Annotated in this window: 11 protein-coding genes; 2 read left to right on the top strand and 9 right to left on the bottom strand. The window is 68.8% G+C overall.

Annotated features, from left to right (window positions below; all coding sequences use genetic code 11):
• Positions 1 to 268: 268 nt before the first annotated feature.
• A complete protein-coding gene (locus tag GBZ26_RS07475; protein WP_174438302.1) occupies positions 269 to 667 on the bottom strand; it encodes a bacteriohemerythrin in 399 nt (132 codons plus the stop codon).
• Positions 668 to 777: 110 nt separating this feature from the next.
• Entirely contained in the window at positions 778 to 3,165 is a 2,388-nt protein-coding gene (gene ligA, locus GBZ26_RS07480) for an NAD-dependent DNA ligase LigA (protein ID WP_174438303.1), read from the bottom strand.
• Positions 3,166 to 3,385: 220 nt separating this feature from the next.
• Here ligA and GBZ26_RS07485 point away from each other — a divergent pair, with 220 nt between their 5' ends.
• Positions 3,386 to 3,913: a hypothetical protein gene (locus GBZ26_RS07485; RefSeq protein WP_174438304.1), complete on the top strand. Its 528-nt coding sequence runs from the start codon at positions 3,386 to 3,388 to the stop codon at positions 3,911 to 3,913.
• A gap of 380 nt (positions 3,914 to 4,293) precedes the next feature.
• On the top strand, positions 4,294 to 5,664 hold the full coding sequence (locus tag GBZ26_RS07490; protein ID WP_174438305.1) for a globin-coupled sensor protein: 1,371 nt from the start codon (positions 4,294 to 4,296) through the stop codon (positions 5,662 to 5,664).
• Positions 5,665 to 5,704: 40 nt separating this feature from the next.
• On the opposite strand, the gene GBZ26_RS30165 is transcribed toward GBZ26_RS07490, so the two are convergent.
• The 7 genes from GBZ26_RS30165 to GBZ26_RS07525 form a co-directional block, all read right to left on the bottom strand.
• Positions 5,705 to 7,543 (bottom strand): carbohydrate-binding domain-containing protein, encoded by a 1,839-nt coding sequence (locus GBZ26_RS30165; RefSeq protein WP_222069936.1) that lies wholly within the window; start codon positions 7,541 to 7,543, stop codon positions 5,705 to 5,707.
• A 221-nt stretch (positions 7,544 to 7,764) separates the two neighbouring features.
• On the bottom strand, positions 7,765 to 9,435 hold the full coding sequence (recN, locus tag GBZ26_RS07500) for a DNA repair protein RecN (RefSeq protein ID WP_174438306.1): 1,671 nt from the start codon (positions 9,433 to 9,435) through the stop codon (positions 7,765 to 7,767).
• Between the two features lie 8 nt (positions 9,436 to 9,443).
• Positions 9,444 to 10,262, bottom strand: coding sequence for an outer membrane protein assembly factor BamD (locus tag GBZ26_RS07505; RefSeq protein ID WP_174438307.1), 819 nt, complete (start codon positions 10,260 to 10,262; stop codon positions 9,444 to 9,446).
• Between the two features lie 155 nt (positions 10,263 to 10,417).
• Positions 10,418 to 11,155: a protein phosphatase CheZ gene (locus GBZ26_RS07510; RefSeq protein WP_174438308.1), complete on the bottom strand. Its 738-nt coding sequence runs from the start codon at positions 11,153 to 11,155 to the stop codon at positions 10,418 to 10,420.
• Positions 11,156 to 11,355: 200 nt separating this feature from the next.
• Positions 11,356 to 12,474, bottom strand: coding sequence for a protein phosphatase CheZ (locus GBZ26_RS07515; protein WP_174438309.1), 1,119 nt, complete (start codon positions 12,472 to 12,474; stop codon positions 11,356 to 11,358).
• Between the two features lie 3 nt (positions 12,475 to 12,477).
• A complete protein-coding gene (locus tag GBZ26_RS07520) occupies positions 12,478 to 12,843 on the bottom strand; it encodes a chemotaxis response regulator CheY (RefSeq protein ID WP_014241240.1) in 366 nt (121 codons plus the stop codon).
• A gap of 364 nt (positions 12,844 to 13,207) precedes the next feature.
• Positions 13,208 to 15,238, bottom strand: a complete 2,031-nt coding sequence (locus tag GBZ26_RS07525; protein WP_174438310.1) for a M24 family metallopeptidase — start codon at positions 15,236 to 15,238, stop codon at positions 13,208 to 13,210.
• Positions 15,239 to 15,341 lie beyond the last annotated feature (103 nt).

Genomic DNA, 15,341 nt, shown 5'->3' on the forward strand with positions numbered 1-15,341 from the left:
GACAACGCGGCGGCCTACGCCGCCGCCGGCTGCCCGCTGCTGGTCACCACCGCCCCCTTCTTCGGGCGCCCGGCGGATGTGAAGGTGGTTCTGGAACCGGCGTGACGCCCCAGCCCCTCTCCCGCCCCGGGAGAGGGTGCCCGCGCAGCGGGCGGGTGAGGGTCGTGCGAGGATCAAGGGCTGATCCTTGCCAACCCCCTCACCCTTCCCACGCCTCCGGCGTGGGCCCCTTCCCTCTCCCGAGGCGGGAGAGGGGAAATGAGACAACTCACTGCTCCGCGGCGTAGGCGCCGAAGCGGGTGTCTTCCTTCAGGATGTGCTTGCCCAGCCAGTCGGCGCAGAACTCGAACACCTCATTGCCGGTGATGGTGTCGCGCTGGGCGTGGAAGCGCTCGCGGTAGGATTCGACGTTGCGCGTCAAAGCGTCGTGCAGGGCCTTGTGTGCGGCAAAGGTCGGGTAGTTCGCCTGGGCCATATGCGCTTCTTCGCGTGCGAAATGATCCTTGGTGTAATGGATCAGCTCGTCGAGGATCGCTTCGATGACGTCAGGAGACGCACGGTTTTCGTCCGCGCCCAGCTTGTTCACGATGTCCACGAGAACGCGATGATCCTCATCGAGTTCTTCGATGCCGACGCTCATCCAGCGCGACCATTGAATGGAGTCCATGGCGATCCCCCGTCTCGTTCTTCTTATGGCGCTTCGCCCCTTTATGGAACCGGCGGCGGGGGGCGTCAACGCGGCACTCAGCCGCGCCGCCCCTCCCCCACCGGCCCCCGTCAACCGGCGATCAGTTCGGCCCACTCCTGCTCGCTGAGGATGGTCACGCCCAAGTCGCGCGCCTTGGCGGCCTTGCTGCCCGCATCCGCCCCGCAGATGACGTAATCCGTCTTCGCGGAGACCGAACCGGCGACCTTGGCCCCCAGCGATTCCGCGCGGGTCTTGGCCTCGGTGCGGGTCATGGTCTCCAGCGTGCCGGTGAAGACCACCGTCTTGCCGGCGACGGGGGAGCCGCTGGTTGCCTTCGGGCGTTCGGCGTCGGCCACCCGCACGCCGGCGGCGCGCAGGTCGTGGATGATGGCGCGGTTGCGCTCTTCCAGGAAGAAGCCGGCCAGTTCCTCCGCGGCGACCTCGCCCACGTCGGGGATGGCGACCAGTTCACCCCAGCCGGGACCAGGCTGCGCGCCGACCGCGGCGAGCATCGCCGTCTTCCAGTCCGCCAGGGCGCCGTAGCGCTCGGCCAGCGCCTGGGCGGCCCGGCTGTCCACCTTCTTGATGCCCAGCAGCTTGATGACGCTGTCCAGCCGCAGCGCCTCTTGGCCGGCGTAGAAGTCCAGCTTCGGCAGGTTCTCCGGATCGGCGAACCAAGCAAGCAGCGCCTCGGCCTTCACCGGGCCGAGGCCGTTGAGGGCGTGCAGGTCACGCCACGCGTCGCCCGGCATGTTGGCGACGGCGCGCTCCATCCCCTCCAGCCAGCCGTCGACGGAGCCGTAGTGGCGGGCCAGCGACTTGGCCGTCACCTCGCCGATGTGGCGGATGCCCAGCGCGAAGATGAAGCGGTGCAGGTCGATGCGCTCGCGCCGCTGGTTGATCGCGGCAAACAGGTTCTCGACCGACTTCTCCTTCCAGCCCGGACGGCCGAGGATGGCGATCTCGCCCGCCGCCACCCGGCGCTCCAGCGTGAAGATGTCCACGGGCGAGCGGATCAGCCCGTCCTCCCAGAACTCCTCGATGGTCTTCTCGCCCAGCCCCTCGATGTCGAAGGCGTTGCGCGACACGAAATGGCGCAGCCGCTCCTTGGCCTGGGCGGCACAGATCAGCCCGCCGGTGCAGCGGCGCACCGCCTCGTCCGGCTCACGCACGGCGAGGCTGCCGCAGACTGGACAATGGTCCGGGAAGACATAGGGCACGGCGTCGTCGGGGCGCTGCCCCTCGACCACCCCGACGATCTGCGGAATGACGTCGCCGGCCCGCTGAACGGTCACCAGATCGCCGATGCGGACGTCCTTGCGGGCGATCTCGTCCTCGTTGTGCAGCGTGGCGCGGCTGACCACCACGCCGCCGACGGTGATGTCCTCCAGCTCGGCCACCGGGGTCAGGGCGCCGGTGCGGCCGACCTGGATGGTGATGCCCTTGAGGCGGGTCTGCGCCTGCTCGGCCGGGAACTTGTGGGCGATGGCCCAGCGCGGCGCCCGGCTGACGAAGCCCAGCCGCTGCTGAAGCTCCAGGCTGTTGACCTTGTAGACCACCCCATCGATGTCGAAGGGCAGCGCCGAGCGCTCCTCGCCGATTTTGCGGTAATGGGTCAGCAGCGCCTCGGCGCCGTCGCACAGGTTGGCCGGGCGGTTCAGCGAGAAGCCCCAGCCGCGCAGCCGCTCGCGGATGCCCCATTGGGTGTCGGCGATCGGTTCCGACAGCTCGCCCAGCGCGTAGCCGAAGAAGCAGAGCGGGCGCGACGCGGTGATCTTCGAGTCCTTCTGGCGCAGCGAGCCGGCGGCGGCGTTGCGCGGGTTGGCGAACAGGTCCTCCCCCCGCTCCGCATAGGCGCGGTTCATCGCCAGGAAGTCGTCGCGGTTCATGTAGACCTCGCCACGCACCTCCAGCACCGCGGGATAGGGCGCCTCCAGGGTCTGCGGCACCTCCTTGATGGTGCGGACGTTGGCGGTCACGTCCTCGCCCTCCGTCCCGTCGCCGCGGGTGGCGGCCAGGACCAGCCGGCCGTTCTCGTAGCGCAGCGAGCAGGACAGCCCATCGATCTTCGGCTCGGCCACGAACTCCAGCGGGGCGTCGTCGGACAGGCCGAGGAAGCGGCGGACGCGGGCGACGAACTCGTGCGCCTCCTCCGGCTCGAAGGCGTTGCCGAGCGACAGCATGGGCAGCGCGTGCCGCACCTTGCGGAACGCCGCCGACGGGGCGGCGCCGACGCGCAGAGAGGGCGAATCGGCGCGGCGCAGTTCCGGATGGCGCGCCTCGATCCCGTTGTTGCGGCGGACCAGCGCGTCGTAGTCGGCGTCGGAAATCTCCGGCTTGTCCTGCTGATGGTAGAGCCGGTCGTGGCGGCCGATCTCCTGGGCCAGCGCGGCCAGTTCCGCCTGCGCCTGCTCCACCGTCAGCTCCTCCACGGGGATGCTGCGGAGCGCGGCGGGGGTGTCGAACAGGTCGTTCATGGCGGGTCTCTTCGATGCCTTCTCGTATGGACGGCGCTGGATCGGCGGGCGCCGCCGGGGGCGCAGCATAGCGCCGCGGGGGCGTGCCGTGGAGTCCGGCCTTGAGCCGGTCTGGCATTCGGCCCCGTCCGCACCAACCTTGAAATCACGGCCCTTGAAAGGTGCGGGGGCTCCAGGGTTGCGTGTATGATGAGCCGGCGCCCGTGAACGGATGTGCTGTATGACCGAGCCGACCAGCCGTGCGACCGCCGGCAGCCTGACCATCGACGATCGATTCGTCATCGCCGCGGCGCTTGACCGCATCCTGTACGACGATCCCGACCAGTTCGCGACGGAGGACGCGCGCCTGCTGCGCCGCATGATCCCGCGCACCCGCTCCCCCTGGCTGCGGCTGGGTTTCCGCGCGGAGAGCCAGGGGCCGTCCATGTCGGGCCGGGCCGCCGGCGTGGGCGACGTGAAGATGGACGGCGACAAGAAGGTGGTCGAGGGCGGCGTGGGCGAGGCCCCGGTCTGGCGCTGCGGCCAGTACAAGATCTCCAACCACGGCGACGACCTGGAGATCTGGCAGGTGATGAGCGACGAGTTCGCGGAGGAGCCGAAGGGCGCCCGCCTGGAATACGGCGCCACCGGCGCACCGGAGCGCCTAACCTTCTTCCAGCCTCGCGACCTGGAGTTGAGAATTCCTTTCACGGGCATCGCGGTCGGTCTTCGCCTGGGCGGCTGGCAGCCCTGGAAGCGCGCCGCCTGAGACTGGCATAGGCCTGCGCCCGGTTGTCGCATACCGGAGTGTTAAAACGTTCCGACAGAAAATCTCCAGACGGCAGAACAGCTCTGCCGCACCGCATCTTTGCGAAAATTTCCAGAGACTTGAACCGTCGCCTTACTTCCTATGACCGCTGTGGTGGGTTGGCGTCTGAAATTATGTTGTTCTCCTGATTTCCTCTTCTTATTCCTGACAATTGGATAAGTTTAATATTTTACAGAGCTGCAATAGAGTGTGAAACCAATCGTTAAAATTGTCATGTCCATGATGCCCGCATGGTGATAGCCGAGCGGCGACCAACTGGGAGGAGCCCCGGTCCAGCCGCAGTTCAACGCTTGCCAACCAAGAACAAAGAGACGAACACCATGGACACTGGCAATCAGGTCGGCAATCAAGGTGGCAATCAAGGCGGCATTCAGGAACGCCTCTCCTTTCTGCGGATTGGTGGTGATACGGCCCCGCTTCTGAAGGAAGCCTGGAGCATCGCCGAGCCTCACCTGCCCGTCATTCTCAAGGATTTCTACGACCACCTTCTCGCCATTCCCGAACTCCGGAAGATCCTGGACGGGAAATCCGTCGAGCGATTGAAGGATGCCCAGGTCAACCACTGGCGACACCTGTTTTCCGGGAACTTCGACGACGTCTACCTGACGCGCGTGAAGGCGGTGGGTCAGGCGCATTACCGCATCGGCCTGCACCCGCGCTGGTATTTCGGAGCCTACCGGCTGGTCATGGGACGGCTGGGCGGGCTGATCGGCGAGCGGCACCGCCGCGACGCGCCGCGCGCCATGAAGATCATGGGGGCGGTGGAAACCGCGATCTTCCTCGATCTCGACCTGTCCTTCGACGCCTACAGCACCGCCGTGATGACCATGACCAACCGGATGCTGGTCGAGCTGGCGGAGAATTTCCGGGACACGGTGCAGGGGGCCATCGACACCGTCGGCCATTCGGCGGCGGCGGTCAACGCGGCGACCGGCGCGGTGCGCGGCATCGCTCAGGACACCGGCGTGCGCACGGAGCATCTGACCGGCGCGGTCGCCGGTACCGCAAGCAACGCCCGCGCCATCGCCGCCGCCGCCGAGGAACTGACCGCCACCAACCACAGCGTGGTGTCGCGCATGGAGAGCGCCTTCTCCATCGTCAACGAGGCGCAGGCCGCCACCCAGCGCTCCACCGAGGCGGTCACAGCGCTGGCCGGGATCGCCGGGCGGATCGGCGGGACGCTGAAGCTCATCAATGCCATCGCCAACCAGACCAATCTGCTGGCGCTGAACGCCACCATCGAGGCGGCCCGCGCCGGCGACGCCGGGCGCGGTTTCTCCGTGGTAGCGGCGGAGGTCAAGGTGCTTGCCAAGCAGACCGCCGGAGCCACGGAGGACATCACCCGCCTGCTTCAGGAGATCGACGGCGCGACGGGCCGGACCCGCGACGAGATCGCCGGAATCGGCTCGGTGGTCGGAGCGCTGCGCGCCCATTCGCAGGACGTGCTGTCCATCATGGGCCAGCAGAACGAGGCGACACGGGAAATCGCCCAGAACATTCACGAGGCCAGCCAGTCCGCCGAACGGATGTCCGACGAGGCCGCGCACCTCGCCGACGGCGCACGGTCGGTCATGGCGTCGGTCGAGGACGCCTTCCACACCACCGCCCAATTGAGCAGGACGGCGGAGGAACTGCGCGCCGCGCTGGACAAGTTCCTGTCGCACATGATGTCCCTGCGCGTGGCGGCGTGAGCGGACGGGGGGCGATGCGCCCCCCAACGGGCGTCGTCGCTCAGGCCACGTCGAACGGATGCAGCGGATCGGGGTGATGGTCCGTCAGCGCGGCGTGGGCGTGGAAATCCCCCGACAGGCCCCCCGACAGGCCGAGATCCGCCATGGACGGCGCCGCGTCCGCATGGACCGGCGCGGCGGCCTCCAGCCCCTGGGCGACGAGGTGCTGCCACACCGTGTCCTGCCCGTCCGCCGACAGGGCGGAGGCCATGGCACCGCTTCCTGAGGCCGCCCCGGAGGACGGGAACCAGGACTTGTCGGCGTCGACGACCAGCGTGCCGTTCCACCACAGGCCGGCCTGCCCCTTGACCACGTCCTTGCCGTCCAGCGCACCCTTGTCGTAGGTGACGTTCGACGCCGTCGGGGCGACGGCGTGGCCGTTGATGGTGAGTTTGTTGACGAACAGCGAGCGGTCCTGCCCGTTCACCACGGCGTCGTTGTCATACTGCACCTGGACCTTGTGCGCCTGATCGGCGGTCAGGTTGGTGGCGAAGGTGAAGTCCTTGGCTGCCGTGCCGACCGTGGCGCCGCCGATGGCCTTGCCGTCCACCAGCAGGTTGAAATGGGCGTTCACCCCACCCGCCGCAGCGCCGGAGGCGTTGACTGTGATGGTCGTGTTGGCGGGCGCGGCCTGGGCCGGGAAATCCTTCGCCGGGGCGTCGACCACCAGCGTGCCGCCCCACCACATCGACGACTGGCCATTGACCACGTCCTTGCCGTCCAGGGCGCCCTTGTCATAGGTGACGTTGGCGGCGGTCGGGCTGTTGGCGGTGCCGTTGATGGTGACCTTGTTGACGAACAGGTTGCGGTCCTGCCCGCTCACGAAACCGTCGTTGTCGTACTGGACCTGGACCTTATGCGCCTGATCGGCGGTCAGGTTGGCGGTGAAGCTGTAATCCTTGGCCGCCGTGCCGACCGTGGCGTCGCCGATGGCCTTGCCGTCCACCAGCAGCTTGAAATGGGCGTTCACCCCGCCGGCCGGCGCGCCGGAGGCGTTGACGGTGATCGTCGTGGCGCTCTGCGCCGTGGGGACCGGGGCGGACTGGGCGATCTTGGCCAGCAGGGCGTCGGTGTCCAGCTCGAAATAGCCGGCGGTGCCCATGGCCTTGCCGGTGCTGCGGGCGAGGTCGAGGAACTCCCCCTGGGTCAGCCGGGTGCCGGTCTGCTCCACCCACGCCTGCTGCGCTTTCGCCACCGCCGCGGTGACCGCCGGGGCGGCGAAGGAGGAGCCGTTGGCCGTGTAGGTGACGCCCGACAGGTTGGTGATCCGCACGTCGGTGCCGTCGGCGCAGACGTCGGTCAGGGTCGGGCTGCGCTGCGCCCAGGACGGGAAGGCGCCGTCGCCGGTGGAGGCCGAGACGCAGATCTGGTTCACGTCGGCCGAGTAGCTGGAGACGCCCTGCGTCACCCCGCCATCGCCGCTGTTGCCGGCGGCGGCCACGGTCAGCACGCGCTTGGCGGCGAGTGCGGCCAGTTCGTCGGAAATCGAGGTGGTCGCCGCGGTCGTCTGCGCGCCGCCGCCCAGCGAGAGGTTCACGGCCGTGACGTTGTAGGCGTCGGCGTTGGCGACGACCCATTGCAGGGCCTTTTCGATGTTGGCCTCGCTGGCGCCGCTGCCGTCGTCGGGCATGACCTTGAGCGCAATGATGCCGACGTCGGGCGCGTTCTCCAGGATCTCCGCGGTGACCAGGGCGCCGTGCGTGTTCGCGTTGGCGACCATGACGTCGTTGTCGTTTCCGTAGAAGTCATGCTGGTAGACCAGCCGGCCCGTGTTCCAGGCGGAGGACAGGCCGCTGTCGATCACGACGACGTTGCCGGCGGAAGCGGAGCTGTTCGACATCTTGCCAACCTTGTTCGTTCTTGGGAGAACAGCGCCCGTTTCCGGACGCGCAAGGCTGGACTATGCGTGTTTTGCTGTGGCCGCCGTATGACCGCTGCGGGCGATTGCTGTGACCTGATACCGGCAAGCCAAACTTCATCTTGGGCGTGGCGCCCCGTTGGGCGCTCCGGCGAGCGAATGAAGGGAGAAGGTCCGTCCATGCGCTCGCCGGTATAAGGATGCTATCCCCGCCCGGCGATCAGGCTGTCGGCGGCGGCGCGGGCCTCGGCGGTGACGGTGGCGCCGGACAGCATGCGGGCGATCTCCTCGCGGCGGTCGTCGCCATCCAATTCGACCACGCCGGTCGTCACCTGCTCGCCCTTCACCGACTTCTGCACCTTGAGGTGGATGGAGCCGCGGGCGGCGACCTGCGGGCTGTGGGTGACCACGAGCACCTGGAGCCCCTGCCCGAGGGTCTTCAGCCGCTCGCCCACCGCGGCGGCGACGGCGCCGCCGATGCCGGTGTCCACCTCGTCGAACACCAGCGTGCCGACGGTCGAGGTCTGGGCCAGCACCACCTTCAGCGCCAGCATGAAGCGCGCCAGCTCGCCGCCGGAGGCGATCTTGTTCAGCGCGCCGGGGGGCGAGCCGGGGTTGGTGGCGACCTGGAAGGCCACGCGGTCCATGCCCGACGCCGTCCAGTCCGACTCGTCGGCCAGCGGCTCGACCAGCGTGCGGAACTTCGCCTTTTCCAGCTTCAGCGGAGCGAGTTCCGTGGCAACGGCGGCGTCCAGGCGGCCGGCGGCCTGCTGGCGCTCCCGGCTCAGCGATTCGGCGGCCTTGCGGTAGGCGTCGCGGGCGACCTCGGCCTCGCGGGCGAGGCGGGCCAGCAGATCGCCCTGGTCCTCGATCAGCAGCAGCCGGTCGGCCATGTCCTTGCGCAGGGGGGCCAGCGCGTCCACGTCCACGCCGTGCTTGCGGGCGGCGGCGCGCAGGGCGAACAGCCGTTCCTCCAGCTTCTCCAGGGCCTGCGGGTCCATGTCCACGTCGGAGGACACGGCCTGGAGACCGGCGATGGCCTCCCCCGCCTCGGTGGCGGCGCGGTCCAGGGCGGCGATGACCGGGTCGAGCTTGCCGGCGGCCTTGTCGGCGATGCGGCTCAGCGTGCGGATGGCCGAGGACAGGGCGCACTCCACCCCGCGGTCGCCCGACAGCTCCCCATAGGCGGCGTTCAGGGCGTCGACCAGCTTTTCCCGGTGCATCAGCACGGCGCGGGTCTCGGCCAGTTCCTCCTCCTCGCCCGGCTTGGGGGCGAGGGCATCCAGCTCGGCCACGGCGTGGCGGAGATACTCCTCCTCCGAGCGGGCGCGGGCGATCTCGGCGGCGGCGTTGGCCCGCGCGTCTTCGACCTGCCTCCACGCCCGGTGGGCGGCGGCGACCTGGGCGGCGTGGCCGGACAGCCCGGCGTAGGCGTCCAGCACGCCGCGGTGGGTTTGCGGATTCAGCAGGCCGTGGGTGTCGAACTGGCCATGGACCTCGACCAGCTCCTCGCCCAGCCGTTTCAGCAGGCCGACGCCGACCGCCTGGTCGTTGACCCAGGCGCGGCTGCGCCCGTCGGCGCTGACGGTGCGGCGGACGACCAGCCGCTCCTCGGGGTCGAGCCCCTGCTCCCTGAGGATGGCGAGCGCCGGGTGGTCGCCGGACAGGTCGAACTCCGCCGTCACCGACGCCTGGTCGGCGCCGTGGCGGACGAGGCCCGAATCGGCCCGCGCGCCGAGCGCCAAGCCCAGCGCGTCGAGCAGGATCGATTTGCCCGCACCCGTCTCGCCGGTGAGGACGCAGAGGCCCTTGCGGAAGCCCAGCCCCAGCCGTTCGATCAGGACGACGTCCCGGATCGTCAGCGACGCCAGCATGGATCGTCCTAGAACAGGGAGCTCCAGGCTCTGCTGATCCAGGACTTCTCGTTTCGCTCCGGACGCACGTTGGCGTCCACCAGCAGTGCGTAGCTGTCCGTGTACCATTCGCTGCCGGGAAAGTTGTGGCCGAGCACGGCGGCGGCGGTCTTCGCCTCGTCCGTGATTCCCAGCGCCAGATAGCACTCCACCAGCCGGTGCAGCGCCTCAGGGACGTGGGAGGTGGTCTGGTAGTTTTCAATCACCATGCGGAACCGGCCGATGGCGGCGGTGTACTGACCCTGCTTCAGATAGAAGCGCCCGACCTCCATCTCCTTGCCGGCGAGATGGTCGTTGGTCAGGTCGATCTTGATCTTGGCGTCGCGGGCGTACTGGCTGTCCGGGAAGCGGCGCACGACCTCCGACAGCGCGTCCAGCGCCAGACGGGTCATGCGCTGGTCGCGGCGGACGTCGGTGATCTGCTCGTAATAGGACAGCGCCCGCATGTAGTAGGCGTAGGAGACGTCGGGGCTACCCGGATGAAGCTGGATGTAGCGGTCGAGCGCAAGGATCGCGTCGTCGTACTTCAGATCCTGGTAATGGGCGTAGGCCGCCATGATCTGCGCCTTGCCCGCCCATTCGGAATAGGGGTGCTGGCGCTCCACCTCGTCATAGAGTTTGGCGGCCACCTTGAACCGCTCCTCCCGCATGGCGGCGTCGGCCTCTTGGTAGATCTGCTCGGCCGGACGCTCGACATACTGGTCCTCGGTTTTGGTCGAGGAGCAGGCGGTCAGGGCGGAAGCCAGGAGGAGGGCCGCAAGCGGCAGACGGGAAAAACGGCAGGGCATGGTCGTCGCGATGCTTTCGAAGTTGGCCCTATATAGCACGCCGGGGCGCGGGGGCGGCAAGCCGCTTCGGCGAACAAATTTCGAACCTCGCCGTCACGGCGCGGCCCGACGCTCGGAGTGGAAGGCCGAAATGGCAGGCTGGCCGGCCGAACTGATCAGCCGAACAGGGCGTCGATGTCGGCCTGGCTGATGTTGCCCATCTCCTGATGATCGGCGGGGCCGTGCAGTTCGAGCGACTCGTCCATCTTGGTGACGGTGGGCGGCAGCGGCATCGCCTCGAACTCGCGCTTGTTCCAGTGGCTCATCATCGCGTCGACGCGCTCCTCGATGAAGGACAGGGCGCGGACGACCTTGGTGATGCGCTGGCCGGTCAGATCCTGGAAGTTGCAGGCCTCGTAGATGCGGACGATCACGTCGTTCATGTCGTTGACGCGGTCGGCGTGGTAGCCCTCCGGCAGCGACGACTTCAGCTCGTGAACGACCTCCTCCAACTCCTCGGCGCAGGCCATGATGGTGTTGGTCGCGGCCTCGGTCGCCGAGACGACGGCGTTCAGCTCCTGCGACGCCTGCACGAACTTGTCGTCGCCGGCCAGCGGGTGGCGGATCGCCGCCATCTCCACCTTGGTGGCCTTGATGCGGCCCGAGATGTCGGCGATCTCGACCTGGATCTGGTCGATCTGCTGGGCGTCCATGGTCAGGAAGCGGTCGAGCTTCGCGCCGAGGTCGCTGATGGCGCGGATGACGTCGCTGTTGTCCACCGTGACCGGGCCGGACGGCAGAGACGCCAGCGCCGGCGCCAGGGCGGAGGCGTCATCCACCGCCGCCTGATAGGGATTGCCGGTCCGGCGGGCCTTCTGAAGCTCCGCCATGAAGGGTTTCGAGAGATTCCTCATGCGGGCTGCGCCTCTTTCCGAGTGGACGTCCGGGGCATCCGCGCACGCCGGCCCGTCTGGTCAGGACTGCCCGCCAAGGCCGGCATCGACCCGGCGGGCGACGATCGTCATAGCAAACTTCATGTCCCAATTCGCCCGCCGATTGGAGCGGCGGCAACTCTTCACAAATCCGACGCCGAACCGTCTTGGTGACCGTGAGGTCAGCCGAACAGGGCGTCGATCGCCGCCTGATCCAACGGCGCCGGAGGCTCGTCCGCCGCGGGCGGCGGGGCGGCCGCCGGCTTGGCAACCGGCTTGGGTGCGGGCTTGGCCGCCGAGGCCGGCTTCGGCACCGGTTTCTTGGCGGCGGGGGCCGCCGGAGCCGGGGCGGGAGCTGGCGCAGCCGCGGCCGGAGCGGGAACCGGACTGTCGAACAGGCTGTCGATGTCGGCCTGGCTGGCCTTCGCCGGAGCGGCCGGGGCCGGGCTGTCGAACAGGCTGTCGATGTCGGCCTGACTCGCCTTGGCTCCGGTCTGGGCCGCGGCCGCCGGAGCGGGGGCCGGAGGCGGAGCGGGCGGCGGTTCGGGAGCCGGCGGCGGAGGCGGTGCCGCCATCGCCGGACTGTCGAACATGCTGTCCACGTCGGCCTGGCTGACGCCGAGGCCGTCGAGCTGGGGGCCGTTCAGAAGATGGGAGTCCGGCCGGGTGTCCGTGTTCTCCTGCGCGATCTGGAGGCCGGCGAGCTTCTCGACGCCCCAGATGTTGATCATCGCGTTGACGCGCTGCTCGATGTAGCGGAGCGCGTTGACAACCTTGCTGGTGCGCTGACCGGTCAGATCCTGGAACGAGCAGGCGGTGAAGATGTTCGTCACCTCCCCCTCGATCTCGGAGCACAGGCCGGGATCGGCGCCGTCCGCCTTGAGCTTGCCCGACAGATCCATCAGCCGTTCGGCGGCGTTCAGGATCTCGAAGGACGCGCGTTCGGTGGAGATGACGATGGCGTCCAGTTCGTTGGTGGCCGAGGTGATCTTGTCGCCGCCGCCGTCGGGTGGACGCAGGGCCGCGACCTCGCGCCGCGCCTGCTCGATGGATGCCGCCATCTCCATCAGTTCGAGCCGCAGCACCTCGACGTGCTTGGCCGCTTCCACCACTTCGTTCTGCTGATGCCAGGAGTTCCGGAACTCCAGCAGCATGTTGCGCACCTCCTCCGCCGCGGCCCCATGGGCCCGGCGGTGGAAGCGGCGCAGGAAGGCTCGCCCCTTGGTCGTGCGGGCGATCGCTTCCTCGATCTGGTCGAACTCTTCCTCGGAAAGCTGCGGAAGCTGATCCAACCCAACCACTCCTTACCCGCCGATGACGGCCTGGATCTTCTGCTTCAGGGTGTCGGCGTTGAAAGGCTTGACGATGTAGTTGTTCACACCGGCCTGCTTGGCGGCGATCACGTTCTCGGTCTTGCTTTCGGCGGTGACCATGATGAACGGGGTCGAGGCGAGCTTGGCGTCGGCGCGAATCTCCTTGAGGAGCTGCAGGCCGGTCATCGGCTCCATGTTCCAGTCGGAAATGATGAGGCCGAACTTGCTCTCGCGCAGCTTCTGCAGGGCCGAGACGCCGTCGCCGGCCTCGTCGATGTCCGTGTAGCCGATCTGGGTCAGGAGGTTCCGCACGATGCGCCGCATGGTGGCGTAGTCATCGACGACAAGGATCTTCATCTACGCGTCTCCGCATTCTTCCGTTGCTAGGCCCCGGCCCGGCGTTCAGCCCGCCCGGCGCGGCATGGCGTGCGCCGAGGTCGGTCTGGTCCGACTGTGATGCCTTAAGTCTGCCGAAAAGTCATCCCTCACGGCCACAGTGACGTACGCCCGTAAATATCGGGTTACCAAGACCGCCGAATTTCCGCCGCCCCCGGCGCGATGAGGCATCGCTCCAAGGCACGGACGCGCATCCGGCGGCTGTCCGAACGGACATACCCCTGCGTCGGGTGGGGACCTTGCCAGATTTCACAGGCGAACGCACGGGCTGATTCTCGCTCCTTACGCCCCACCCGCCGGCATGGTCCACCCGGGACCATGTCACTCAGACGATGATCGGAGATGTCGCCTGTCTCAACCAATGCGACACTTCGACATCCCCGTCACCCGCGAGCCGTGGCTCCAGCGCCTCGCGCACCTGAGCGTGGTAGGCGTTCAGCCAGGCGATCTCCGCCTGGGTCAGCAGCGCCGGCTCGACCAGATTGCGGTCGATGGGGGCCAGGGTCAGCACCTCGAACCCCAGCATGGGCCGCTCCGCCATGGGCAGGTCGAGCGGCTGGACGACGATCAGGTTCTCGATGCGGATGCCATAGGCGCCGGTCTTGTAGTAGCCGGGCTCGTTGGACAGGATCATGCCGGGCTGCAGCGCCACGCTGTTCGGCACCTTGGAAATCCGTTGCGGCCCCTCGTGCACCGACAGGTAGCTGCCCACCCCGTGGCCGGTGCCGTGGTCGTAGTCGAGCCCCAGCGACCACAGCGGCAGGCGGGCCAGCGTGTCGAGCTGCGACCCGGTGGTGCCGCGCGGGAAGCGCGCCGTGCTGACGGCGATGTGCCCCTTGAGGACCAGCGTGAAACGCTCGCGCATTTCCGGGGTCGGCGCGCCGATGGCGATGGTGCGCGTCACGTCGGTGGTGCCGTCCTGATACTGGGCGCCGCTGTCCAGCAAGAACAGGCTGCCCGGCTCCAGCCGGCGGTCGGTCGCCTCCGAGACCCGGTAATGGACGATGGCGCCGTTCGGCCCCGCCCCGGAGATCGTGTCGAAGCTGAGGCCGCGGAAACGGTCGTTGGCGCGGCGGAAGGCCAGCAGCCGGTCCGCCGCCGCGATCTCCGTCACGGTGCCCGACGGCGCCTCCTGCGACAGCCAGTGCAGGAAGCGGACGAGCGCCGCGCCGTCGCGGACGTGGGCGGCGCGGGTGCCGGCCAGTTCCGCCTCGTTCTTGCAGGCCTTGGGCAGGGCGCAAGGGTCGGGGTCGCGCTCCAGCTTGGCACCGGCCATGTACAGCCGGTCGAAGATCCAGGCCGAGGTGCTCGCCGGGTCGGCCATCACCTTGCGCCCCTCGCGCCCCAGTCCGTCGAGCGCGGCGCCCAGCTCGTCCGGGGCGCGCACGGCGACTTGGTTGCCGAGATGGGACTCCACGCCCGGCGCCAGCTTGCGGCGGTCGATGAACAGGTCCACCTGCGCGTCGTCCTTCAGGATCGCGAAGGACAGCGGCAGCGGCGTGCAGGGCACGTCCGCGCCGCGCAGGTTGAGCAGCCACGCGATGGAATCGGGCTGGGTCAGCACCACGGCGCCGATTCCGTTGCGCGCCAAGTCGCCGGCGATGCGGGCGCGCTTGTCGGCGGCGCTGTCCCCGGCGAAGGCGAGGTCCTGGGCGACCACCGGAGCCAGCGGCGGCGGCGGCTGGTCCGTCCACACGCGGTCCACCGGGTTGTCCGGGCAGGGCACCAGCGACAGGCCGATGCGCTCAAGCTGCTGGCGGGTGCGCTCCACCCAGCCGGCGGTGTGCAGCCACGGGTCGTAGCCGAGCCGTCCGCCGCGCGGCAGCGCGTCCCCCGCCCAATCGGTCAGCGGATCGTCGACCAGATGCCGGTATTCGTAGAGGTCGCCCGACACCTCCGCCTGGACCTGGAGGGTGTAGCGCCCGTCCACGAAGACGGCGGCGCGCTGCCGTCCCACGATGGCGTGACCGGCCGATCCGGTGAAGCCGGTCAGCCAGGCGAGGCGCTGGGCGCGCGGCGGCACATACTCGCCCTGATGCTCGTCGCCGCGCGGCACGATGAAACCGTCGAGGTCGGCGCGTGCCAGGACGCCGCGCAGGGCGGCGATGCGGGCGGCGTAATCCGGCGCGTCTGCGACGCGGCCAGCGGCGATTTCGGCCTTCAGGGCGCGGAGCTGCCCGGCGAGGTCTTCCGAAAGCCGCGCCCCGACCAGGACCATCCAGCCATCGGGGCTCTCCCCCTCCGGCGCGGCGAGCACCCCGGCGACGAGGCTGCGGATGTCCGCGGGGGTTTGGGGCAGGCCCGCTTGGGCCAGAAGTTGCGCCAGGGTTTCGTCGCCGCGGTAAGCGCTGGACACGGGGGCTGATCCTCATCCGGTGGAGCCGTCCGCGACAGGCTAGGCAGGGACGCCCCACCGCGCAAGCGCGGGAAAGGGCATAGCCGCGGGAAAGGCCGAACCC

The sequence above is a fragment of the Azospirillum formosense genome, from assembly GCF_013340925.1.
GTDB classification, from domain to species: domain Bacteria; phylum Pseudomonadota; class Alphaproteobacteria; order Azospirillales; family Azospirillaceae; genus Azospirillum; species Azospirillum formosense.

Bases quoted from the DNA above. Each gene is read 5' to 3' on its own strand.
- GBZ26_RS07475 (WP_174438302.1), bottom strand. From the start codon at position 667: ATGGACTCCATTCAATGGTCGCGCTGGATGAGCGTCGGCATCGAAGAA.
- ligA (WP_174438303.1), bottom strand. From the start codon at position 3,165: ATGAACGACCTGTTCGACACCCCCGCCGCGCTCCGCAGCATCCCCGTG.
- GBZ26_RS07485 (WP_174438304.1), top strand. From the start codon at position 3,386: ATGACCGAGCCGACCAGCCGTGCGACCGCCGGCAGCCTGACCATCGAC.
- GBZ26_RS07490 (WP_174438305.1), top strand. From the start codon at position 4,294: ATGGACACTGGCAATCAGGTCGGCAATCAAGGTGGCAATCAAGGCGGC.
- GBZ26_RS30165 (WP_222069936.1), bottom strand. From the start codon at position 7,543: ATGTCGAACAGCTCCGCTTCCGCCGGCAACGTCGTCGTGATCGACAGC.
- recN (WP_174438306.1), bottom strand. From the start codon at position 9,435: ATGCTGGCGTCGCTGACGATCCGGGACGTCGTCCTGATCGAACGGCTG.
- GBZ26_RS07505 (WP_174438307.1), bottom strand. From the start codon at position 10,262: ATGCCCTGCCGTTTTTCCCGTCTGCCGCTTGCGGCCCTCCTCCTGGCT.
- GBZ26_RS07510 (WP_174438308.1), bottom strand. From the start codon at position 11,155: ATGAGGAATCTCTCGAAACCCTTCATGGCGGAGCTTCAGAAGGCCCGC.
- GBZ26_RS07520 (WP_014241240.1), bottom strand. From the start codon at position 12,843: ATGAAGATCCTTGTCGTCGATGACTACGCCACCATGCGGCGCATCGTG.